Below are 9,718 nucleotides of genomic sequence, written 5' to 3' on the forward strand. Positions count from 1 at the left end.
ATACATTCTTATATGCAATATTGCATATAGGGCAATATTATACATTTAGACAAAAATTAGACCTCTATTAGTCATTCTTTAATGGTACCATATCGAGGTGAGAGTCTTTAAGGGTTCTCCTTAATAGGAGGAAACGGATATGGAAAGAGTGCAAGCGATTATTGACAGTAATCTGAAATTCAAGAGCTGGGTTAAACAGGTACTAGCTATAGGCGGAATATTAGGGTTCTTCTACTTGGTATTATATGTTTTATGTTTCTTACTTGCTATGTAAATACTATATAACTACACTAGTGGAGTCTTGCCTACAGAGGTAAGGCTCTTTTGTTGTATCTGAGGTGAATTTTTTTTTGGAGGTACTCCAAAATATTGGGTTGATGGGTATGTGGTTCTACTTCTATCACTGAAAGTAAACTAATATTCAAAAGTTTACATTAGAACTAATAATTAAAATCCAACATATAATGCTATAAGCATTTATAACATAGTTTTATCGGTCGATAAAAAAACCACAGCGATTGCTGTGGTTTTTTTTATTAACGAAACTGAAATTAAATTTCTATATAAAAGTTTATATTGGAACGGTTTTTAAAAAAATATTCACTTCCTATAAAAAGTAGCTATAGGGGGGTGAATGTATGAACGAAGAAAATATTTTTTAGTTTGAGCTACTGTTGAACCAAATTTAATTAGTCCAACAGTAGCGTATATTCTGCCATTCACTTTTACTAACACAGGTCCAACAGGAGCAACAGGAACGGCAATAACATTAGTATTTGAATCGTTAACTATTTTTAAATTAGATTAGTTCATACTGCTATACCTAATGCAAATGTTAACTTTTAGGAGGCGGGCCCCCTTTTATATATTGAAAGCTATTTAGAGTTAATCCATGTTCCTTATACATTATGAAATAGATTTGTAATTGTGATATAAGGGCTTGCTTTAATATTTATTTTAATTTTTATAGGTTTTTTTCTTATACTTGTACGTTTGTGGATTCATAAGTTATAAGGTGTAAGTGGGTGAAAGATAAGGTTGGTGTATAAATGAGTAAATTTAACAAGAAATTTCATATTCCATGTGAATGTTTTGGCCCCCCTCAACCACCACTTGAAATTGGTCCAACAGGTCCAACAGGTCCAACAGGTCCAACGGGTCCAACAGGTCCAACAGGTCCAACGGGAGTAGCTGAGATGGTAATTTATTTAGCTACTGATCAGCCAATTGCTAATAATCAATTTTTTGGCTTAGGTACTGCACAAACAGATTTTGTAAGAAATAATGTGGTTATACCACAAACAGCAACAATTACTGGTATAGTTTTTAGTATTCGAGATGAGAATTTAGTTGCAGGAGCTACTGTATCGGCTGAAGTTGTTGTAAGTGACACATGCGCTACAACATCAATAAATACAGGTATTATAGCAACTGTAACAGGTACAGGATCCCCTACTAATTGTTGTGCAGTTGGTTTTGGTAGTTTTCCTGTTGAGCAATGCGATTTATTATCAGTAAGGGTTACAATAACAGGAAGTGGAGCATTAATGCGTGGTGCTGCTGCAACTATTTTATTTGCTACCTAACTATTTGAACCAATAGAACAAAAATAANNTTATTTTTGTTCTATTGGTTTTAATATTACTTGAAAAACATCATAAACCTAGTTATACGACTTTTAAAGTACTCTCATTTGTGTTGGTCAATCAAAACGGACCTAACGAAGTGAAGGGAGTATTTGACTTGAACAACTGGACTAAACCCCAAACCCTCTTGGCACTGAACAAACCACTGTTTGTTCCTGCCAACCGGCGAGGGAGCCCCTCAAGGATTGAGGGGTTGGGGAGTTCGAATGATGGGGGCTGGGGAAAAGTTCCCCAGTGGGTTTGGGCAAAGCCCAAGGTTTACTTTGCCATGGTAAACATGGCTCGGCGAAGCCGACGAGCGTCGCAGACCCCTATCGATTTTGATGCGAAAGCGTCAAAATAAGTATAGGGTTACGTTAATTGACATCATTTCGTCGCTTTGCTAGACTGATGGTATCAACTAATCTAGGGAAAGTGGTGGCACTTTATGTTGGGTTCTATCTCATTTAATCAATCCCACCAAAGTTCATTGAGTCATAATAACAGAGAAAATATTCATGGAAATCCTGGGATTGATCCAGCCAGGTTACATGAGAATATTTACTTTGTTCAAAAGGATATCCGAAGTGTATACAAGGATGTCTTTCAAGAAGCAGTGGACAAGTATAACGAGAAACAAAAACGGAATGACCGTAAAATTGATGATTATTATGACAAAATACATAAAGATGATAAGACACATGAGCAACGAGAATTAGTCGTGGCGATCGGGGAAGGTAAAGACGACTCGAAATATAGGGAAGCCAAAAAGGAAGCGTTAAAACAGTATGCAGAGGCGTTTCAAGAGAGAAATCCAAACCTAGCGGTTTATAACATGGTTTTACATGATGATGAAGCGAATCCGCATTTACATATTAACTATGTACCAAATTTCGAAAGTAGTCGAGGATTAACGAGGCGTGTCGGAATGGATAAAGCTTTGCAGCAACAAGGTGTAGAGGGAACGGGAAGAAAGTTAATTGCACATTGGAGAGAATTAGAAACGGCCTATATTGAGAAATTAGCGAAAGAACACATTCCAAATTTTGAACGTGCCAATGTAGGTTCACATAAATACATGAAAGTCCGTCAATACAAGGAATATGCAGAAACAAAATCAATTGTTGAGAATCAAGTACAAGAAAAAGAGATGCAGTTACAAACAATTGACCATAACTTAAAAAATGTTGAAGAGAAAACAAACGAATTACAAGTAGTGAAAAAGAGTTTGGAAAGCGATGTCGTTGATAAGTACAAAGAATTAGAGGTAGTGAAACAACAAGTAGAGAGTGAAAGTGAAAAGCTACAGCTAATTGGTCAGTGTCATATAGAGTTAGAAAAAAGAGTAGAACAAATGCAAAAAGAATTAGATAGTGTTACGGATCAAGTACCCAATGAACCTGTTAAAATTCCATTTTTACGTAAAGAAGTAGTAGTAGAAGTACAGGATAAAATGTTTGGAAAAGCTGAAATTACGAAGAAACAGACAAGAAATTATGTGTTATCACCAGAACACTATCAAGAATTAACAAAGCAAGTGAATGCAGCGGTTACTATCAAAAAGGATTATGAGCGTTTGAAAAAAACAGATTTTGTGAAAGAGAATGAGAGTTTAAAAGCGCATGCAGAGGGATGGATGAAAGAAAATCGAACGTTGAAACAAGAAAAAAGTAAGTTGCAAAAAGAAGTTGGTGTATTAAATATAGAAATTAGCTCATTAAAAGCTCATATAAAGGTTTTGCAGACGAATATAAGAGTTTTATATGTACAAACGAAAAAAGTTTTTAAGGAGCAATTTAAGGCGTTTAGAGAGAGTGTTAAAAAAGAATTGGATAACAAGGGAGTAGATAATCAATTTGAACGTGAACATAAGAGAGAAATAAGAAGACATCGAGATTTTGATAGAGAAAGATAGGATTGAATGTTGTGTTTTTGCAAGAGATGGAAAGCTTTAACAAGGTGTTTCATGTTATTATAGAGAAAGACATACAAACGAGAAAAACCGCCCAAGCTTTGGTCGGCGAGGCGGTTTTTCATAATAAGGTTGGAATCAGCCAATATATATTCTATATACATTCTAACATATAAAAGTTGATTCCTTCCACTAAGGGAGAGAATTATTTTATGACAAAAGTTGTAGATTTTGGACAAGCTGAAAAAAAAGCGAAAATAAGAGATAGTAAGATTGATAGCATTTATAACCAGTTGCAAACCGGTGGTTATTCAGAAGAAGAGAAAGCAATGCTCTTACAGTTAATAAGTAAAACAACTGGTGGAGATGAATATTTTATAGGGAAAAAGAAAAAACCTACAGATCGGGTGAGGTTTGTGCAAATAATTATGGATAATTACAATTATTTGAGTGAAATTAATTATTTATCTACAGCTGAAAAAGCGCTTTTAATGGATTTAATACCTTATGTAGAATTTAAAACAAATATTTTGGTTGAAAGAATAAGTAAAGAAGATGAATTTGATTCTGATAGTGCAACGCCTAGTTATCTTGCAAGAAAGTTAAATAGAACTAGAGGAAAAGTTTCAGAGTTAATGAATGGTTTAATGAAAAAAGGATTATTAGCGGTTGCAGAAACTGGAACAACTACCGAAGATGGTCGTATTTGTACAAGTCGTACATGGTTTGTAAATCCAAATATTATGTGTTGTTCTCCAAAAGACGGAGTAGATAAAGCAACTCAAAAAATCTTTAAAAAATCACTTAAAAATTTTGTAACTGAAAATGGTAAAAAACATAAATTGCCAATTTATTTATTTTAGATGTCATTTTATATTGACATCTTTTTTTTTATTGTTTTTTACATTTTTTAGGTGTTCCTTTTTGGGTACACAGGTGTTCCTTTTTGGGTACACCCTATATCTTATAAACCCTTGTTATTACTGACTTTCTTTACTTTCCTCTTCTCACTCTTATATATAGGGCTAAAAGTTCCGCAAGGAACGGGTAGTATTTTTGAGAATTTCACTCAAAAATCTCCACCCTCAGAATTAAAAAGTCGGTTCGTTAATTCTCACCTAAAGGCTATTGCCTTTCTTTTTAATTCTGTCCTTGCAAAACTTTTTTCGGCTCGTGTGCTTTTCTCGCCAAGCCGACAGACAAAAAGCAAATTAATGGTTCTCGACTTGGACTAGCAAGTATACGAGCCGAACCGCTTAGATCATTCGTCCCAAGATAATTCTTATTCTAAAAATAGATACGTAATACGTGGGGTTTCGTCCCCACACGACGAGCCAGCACTCTAGCCAAAAAGCAAATTTCACACCAAAAAACCAGAACAAAATCACATTAAGTAAAAAATAACTCGAAAATATCTTATTTTATCAGTTGTTGAATGTCTGAAAAAAATCTAACCAATGATATTGTTGAGATCCTTTGGTAACTTCTTGCTGTGATAACTATCATAGTGACTTTTTCTCCAGCAACCACTATTAGTGGCTAGTTACCATAAGGAATTATTTTTGAAATTTGCTATTTTTTGGAAAATATGTTAATCTAAGAATGACCTATTTTTGTTCGGTTTGAGATTAAGAATAAATTTTGTTTTTCGTCTAAGGTATTTGAGCAAGGGTAGTAACACATGTGTGGGTATCCATACTAGGAGGCAACAATTATGGAACAAGGTAAAGTAAAATGGTTTAATGCAGACAAAGGTTTTGGATTCATCGAGCGTGAAGGTGGAGAAGACGTATTCGTACATTTCTCAGCTATCCAAATCGACGGTTTCAAATCTTTAGACGAAGGACAACGTGTAACGTTTGGAGTAGAACAAGGACAACGTGGCGCACAAGCTACTAATGTTCAAATAGCTTAATATTAGCTGATGAAAGACCCTCTTGTAGGGTCTTTTTTTGATTTTATTACAATATTCCGAATACAACTTTTTTAAGGGGATTTGGGGTGCTTAACTTTTAATGAAAAAGAAGACGTTAGAAATCATAATTTTAGCATTATGGGGTACCGCCAACAAAACGCGAATTTTGTACGCTAAGCAAAAAAAAAACAATAAGCTGTCCAAGTGGACAGCTTATTTACATAATTATCGTTATTGGAAGTTATAAGCACAATTTGTATTATGTTTAGGTAAATCTCATTCTTCATCAAGCATATAAAGTTAATGAAATAAATCAAGTATGATATCAGCTATGTAAGTTTCTAAGAATGCAGCAATGATCATTATAGGTAAAGTTAAAACAACATAAATTTTTATTACTTCTAAAATCTTCTTACTAAGAGACACTCTTTCTTTATCTTTTTTGAATATATTTTTTAATTTGATTCTAATAGATTGATTTAATTCAAAAAGAATAGCCGCAAATAAACAAAAAGCGAAAATTTCAAAAAAGTAATGAGGGATGGAAGAAATTATTATCCCAAAACCTTTTTGAAAATCAACTTGTAATCCAACTCCAAAAAGAATTCCAGGAAGTGAAACGGTTAAAATTATACTTATAACATATAGAAATTGTATTGGAACCAAGGCTAATATAAACATTTGTAAAGGTACTATAAAAGCATTATTAATAATAAATGACCATACCTTTTCTATACCTGTTGATTCCTTTATTTGATCTGGTAGTCTATTTCCTACCCCTTCCATTATTTCTTTTAGATTGGGATTGATTACAAAGGTTATTATGGTTGCAATAACTGTTAGTGCTACTCCTAATATGAAAAAGTTAGTAGCTCTTTTAAATACAATCTTATTAATTACATTCGAAATAATTTCCACCTCTTTTTTCTAAATTTTACCATCTTAATAATACGGTAGTAAAGCAATTTTTCTTGTATATTATATACATAAGAAGTTAACATAACGTCTTATTATCGGTAGCAAGGACAAGGAGGAATCCTTGTTTTTATGGGGTTCTTTTTTCTTTTCTAGTAAAATTGATATACATGATTTTATACATGGTTGATGTAGCGGGGATTCTAGGGATCCTTGCTATTTTGTTTTTTTATCTTTTCTTGCATAAAATCTTGTATAAATTTGATTATGATTGTTTTAAATCATAGTGTATGTTGATGTTTAAAAAAGACGAGTATATGCTTAATTTGTCTGAAATTTTTTGTGTATTCTTGTTTATTTTTTGTTATGTTTATTTTAAGTGTTATTTATTTATATTATATCGCCGATATATCGCTTATAAAAATAGAAAGAGGTGGTAGCGATGGACGATACGGTTGATACAAAAGTTGAATTGTTAGAGGGAATCCCTAAGGAATTAAAAAGTCATGATATTGCTAAAACATTTGGAATTGCTGAAAGTACAGTTAGGAAGTATGCCCAATCTCTTGAAAAAGCAGGGTATGTTTTTCGGAAAAATGAAAACAATACAAGGATTTTTACTGATATAGATGAGTTAACATTTAGAGATTTGATTCAAGCTAGAAAAGAAGCTGGAGTAAACCTTGATATGGCGGCTTCTGTAGCAGTGATACGAAGACAGAAGAAAGAATCACCGATACAAGGTGTGCAACCACTGATAAATAAGGAATTAAAGGACGATTTAATTCCGCACAAAATGCAATATGAGATTCAGAAATTAGCAAATTCATTTCAAAAGCAAATAGAACAAATTGAAGAACAAAACCAAATAATAATTTCTAAGTTGCAAGCATCTGAAGAAACTGAAATTGAAATAAAAAAACAGTTGTTGGAATCTCAAAAAAGGGAAAAAGAAAAAGATCAACAAATTGAAGATATGCAAAAAATGATTGAATATATTGCAAAACGAGATACAGCTTTTGATAAAAAAATCGAAGAAATTTATCAAGAAGCTAAAAAACCTTGGTGGAAGAGATGGTAAGATACAGGGTTTAATATTTGGTTGTATTATATTCTTTTTAATAAGTTGTTTAGAATAATAGAAAGATAAACAAGCTGATCCCTTATGAAAAAAAGAGATGGGCTTTTTTGTCTGCTACCGATAATAGGACCTTATGTTAACCTCCATGAATACTATATACATAGTGTTATTAAAAAATTTCATCTGATAGAATGGAAGTAATAGGAAAAGAAGGCGGGGGTATAATGATAGAAACTTTAATACTATTAGTATTACTTTTCATGTCATATGAACTAATTAAAACAAAAAATGAACTGAAATTTTTTAGAAATGATATTAAACGATTATTAGAAAAGGAAGATAAAGATATATAAAATTACTTCCGCTAATGATGCGTTATGTTAACCTCTTATGAATACAATATTCATCTACATTTCTATGGTTTAAAATAGCTTTATGGAGTTTGAATTGGTATTACATTCAAGCAAAAAAACAAACAAGGGGACAGAAATATGGACAAACCAATTGTAATTGAGGAGTATACACCAAATTGGGCGTTACAATTCAAAGAAGAATATAGACTTATAAAAAATATAATGTTTGATCAAGCTATTGCCATTGAACACATTGGAAGTACATCCGTTGAAGGATTAGGAGCTAAACCAATACTAGATATTATGGTCGGAGTTCATGATCTAAAAGAAGTAAATAAGTATATTGAACCCTTAGAACAGATTGGATATGAACATGTCTTTCATAAAGAATTCCCAAATAGAAGGTTTTTTAGAAAGGGATTATGGAGAGCAGGAACACATCATTTGCACATTTATAAACATGAAAGTGAAGACTGGAGTAATAATATTTTATTCCGAAATTATTTAAGAACTCATCCTGATACACTTCAGCAATATTATCAGTTAAAAAAAACATTAGCTGAAAAACATCATTCTGACAGAGTTACATATACAAATGCAAAAGCACCATTCATAACAAATGTTATTCAAAAAGCTAGAATCGAAAGTAACTTCCAATAACGGATTTTATGTAAACATACCTCAATGATAAAGGAGTTGGTATGTTGTTTAGAAAGTTTATAAGAAGATATGTCTGTTTAGTTTGTGGCTATAATTGTTTACCAGGACCATTCTATATTAGAGAAGGAATCCCAAACGTAAGTTTAATATGTGCCTGTTGCGCTTTTCAACCAGGATATGATGATGAAGAACTCGGGTGGACTATTGAAGCATATCGTGAGAATTGGCTTCAAGAAGGAGCTATATGGTTTGATCCAAAAAAGAGGCCAAAGTATTGGGATTTAAAGCAACAGCTAGCTAACATTAATATAAAAGATTAACTACCGATAAGTGGTGTTATGTTAACCTCACATGTATAGAATATACATTGTTTTTTACGTATCTAATGGAACCGTTTTGTTAAGGGAAACTTGTTATAATGTTCTCAAGTGGAAAGTGCAATTTATGGGAGGATAGACCACGATGCCTGAACCGAATATAAAAATAAAAAGAATATGGGAAGATACCAATTTTTTTGAATTGAATTTTGATTTTACTGGATTTTATGGTACTGCGAACATTAACATATATACCACGAATGAAGAACTCGAAGTTTTAAAAGAGGGAATAATTAAGTTTTCCACTTTTAAACTACATGAGTTTCAATGGGTTTCAGGTGAGGATATAGACAATGTAACTCATTTTTTATCTATGAGATTCTTTTTATATGACAAAAGAGGAATTGTAGGTATTGAGGTAGTAGCCGACAATAAGCAATCAAAGCCTTATTGGATGCGTTCAAATTTGTTTATTCTTACGGAACTTAATCAAATTGATGATTTTATAAAAAAAATAGAGCAGTTAATTAGTGAGGAAATTACTGAGTTGGAAGGTATAATTCTAGTCTGATAGTGATAATTTTTTGTAGGTAAATTACATATATTAGCTTCGGCTAACAGTACTTATGTAAAAAACTAGTATGTATCTAGTTTTTTCTTTTTTTGTTTGTGGATATTCCAATCTCTTTATTTACATTGTTTTGAATGTATACTTTTGCTGTGTGTTTTGAAGATATCAGAGGATTTGGTATGAGAACAATGTTTACGGGATATTGAATGTAAACTAATATTGAAAAGTTTACATTCGTATTTATAATAAATAAAAAGCACTTTTTAATGTTTTAAAAGTGCTTTTAACTTGATGTTGATGTGACGGAACCTCAAGTATGTAGAAATTTAAAAAAGTCCCCTAATAATATAAAGGGACTTTGCTCACACA

The 9,718-nt window shown here is 32.3% G+C and carries 10 protein-coding genes; 9 read left to right on the forward strand and 1 reads right to left on the reverse strand.

Features of this window, described 5'->3' with window-relative positions; genetic code table 11:
- Positions 1 to 139 precede the first annotated feature (139 nt).
- From B5P40_RS33390 to B5P40_RS08835, 5 genes are all read left to right on the forward strand, one after another.
- Positions 140 to 274: a hypothetical protein gene (locus B5P40_RS33390; RefSeq protein ID WP_258402132.1), complete on the forward strand. Its 135-nt coding sequence runs from the start codon at positions 140 to 142 to the stop codon at positions 272 to 274.
- 775 nt (positions 275 to 1,049) lie between these two features.
- Positions 1,050 to 1,586 (forward strand): hypothetical protein, encoded by a 537-nt coding sequence (locus B5P40_RS08810; protein ID WP_113709161.1) that lies wholly within the window; start codon positions 1,050 to 1,052, stop codon positions 1,584 to 1,586.
- Between the two features lie 487 nt (positions 1,587 to 2,073).
- Positions 2,074 to 3,540, forward strand: coding sequence for a plasmid recombination protein (locus B5P40_RS08820; protein ID WP_113709162.1), 1,467 nt, complete (start codon positions 2,074 to 2,076; stop codon positions 3,538 to 3,540).
- Between the two features lie 209 nt (positions 3,541 to 3,749).
- Positions 3,750 to 4,400: a MarR family transcriptional regulator gene (locus tag B5P40_RS08825; protein ID WP_000170178.1), complete on the forward strand. Its 651-nt coding sequence runs from the start codon at positions 3,750 to 3,752 to the stop codon at positions 4,398 to 4,400.
- Positions 4,401 to 5,251: 851 nt separating this feature from the next.
- A complete protein-coding gene (locus tag B5P40_RS08835) occupies positions 5,252 to 5,452 on the forward strand; it encodes a cold-shock protein (RefSeq protein ID WP_000434815.1) in 201 nt (66 codons plus the stop codon).
- A 300-nt stretch (positions 5,453 to 5,752) separates the two neighbouring features.
- Here the strand turns inward: B5P40_RS08835 and B5P40_RS08840 are convergent, their stop codons facing one another.
- Positions 5,753 to 6,370, reverse strand: coding sequence for a stage II sporulation protein M (locus B5P40_RS08840; RefSeq protein ID WP_113709163.1), 618 nt, complete (start codon positions 6,368 to 6,370; stop codon positions 5,753 to 5,755).
- A gap of 439 nt (positions 6,371 to 6,809) precedes the next feature.
- On the opposite strand from B5P40_RS08840, the gene B5P40_RS08845 reads away from it, so the two are divergent.
- The 4 genes from B5P40_RS08845 to B5P40_RS08860 all read left to right on the forward strand — a co-directional run bounded on the left by B5P40_RS08845 (position 6,810) and on the right by B5P40_RS08860 (position 9,349).
- Entirely contained in the window at positions 6,810 to 7,448 is a 639-nt protein-coding gene (locus tag B5P40_RS08845) for a helix-turn-helix domain-containing protein (protein ID WP_113709164.1), read from the forward strand.
- A 491-nt stretch (positions 7,449 to 7,939) separates the two neighbouring features.
- Positions 7,940 to 8,461 carry a GrpB family protein gene (locus B5P40_RS08850; protein ID WP_113709165.1) on the forward strand — a complete coding sequence of 174 codons (522 nt, stop codon included), beginning with the start codon at positions 7,940 to 7,942 and terminating at the stop codon, positions 8,459 to 8,461.
- A 41-nt stretch (positions 8,462 to 8,502) separates the two neighbouring features.
- Positions 8,503 to 8,781, forward strand: a complete 279-nt coding sequence (locus tag B5P40_RS08855) for a hypothetical protein (protein ID WP_113709166.1) — start codon at positions 8,503 to 8,505, stop codon at positions 8,779 to 8,781.
- 142 nt (positions 8,782 to 8,923) lie between these two features.
- A complete protein-coding gene (locus B5P40_RS08860) occupies positions 8,924 to 9,349 on the forward strand; it encodes a hypothetical protein (protein WP_113709167.1) in 426 nt (141 codons plus the stop codon).
- Positions 9,350 to 9,718: the final 369 nt, after the last annotated feature.

This window comes from Bacillus sp. SRB_8 (genome assembly GCF_003264205.1).
In the GTDB taxonomy this organism is placed as follows: domain Bacteria; phylum Bacillota; class Bacilli; order Bacillales; family Bacillaceae_G; genus Bacillus_A; species Bacillus_A mycoides.

What these genes read in the sequence shown, in the direction of transcription:
- B5P40_RS33390 (WP_258402132.1), top strand. Translation starts at nt 140, where the DNA reads ATGGAAAGAGTGCAAGCGATTATTGACAGTAATCTGAAATTCAAGAGC.
- B5P40_RS08810 (WP_113709161.1), top strand. Translation starts at nt 1,050, where the DNA reads ATGAGTAAATTTAACAAGAAATTTCATATTCCATGTGAATGTTTTGGC.
- B5P40_RS08820 (WP_113709162.1), top strand. Translation starts at nt 2,074, where the DNA reads ATGTTGGGTTCTATCTCATTTAATCAATCCCACCAAAGTTCATTGAGT.
- B5P40_RS08825 (WP_000170178.1), top strand. Translation starts at nt 3,750, where the DNA reads ATGACAAAAGTTGTAGATTTTGGACAAGCTGAAAAAAAAGCGAAAATA.
- B5P40_RS08835 (WP_000434815.1), top strand. Translation starts at nt 5,252, where the DNA reads ATGGAACAAGGTAAAGTAAAATGGTTTAATGCAGACAAAGGTTTTGGA.
- B5P40_RS08845 (WP_113709164.1), top strand. Translation starts at nt 6,810, where the DNA reads ATGGACGATACGGTTGATACAAAAGTTGAATTGTTAGAGGGAATCCCT.
- B5P40_RS08850 (WP_113709165.1), top strand. Translation starts at nt 7,940, where the DNA reads ATGGACAAACCAATTGTAATTGAGGAGTATACACCAAATTGGGCGTTA.
- B5P40_RS08855 (WP_113709166.1), top strand. Translation starts at nt 8,503, where the DNA reads ATGTTGTTTAGAAAGTTTATAAGAAGATATGTCTGTTTAGTTTGTGGC.
- B5P40_RS08860 (WP_113709167.1), top strand. Translation starts at nt 8,924, where the DNA reads ATGCCTGAACCGAATATAAAAATAAAAAGAATATGGGAAGATACCAAT.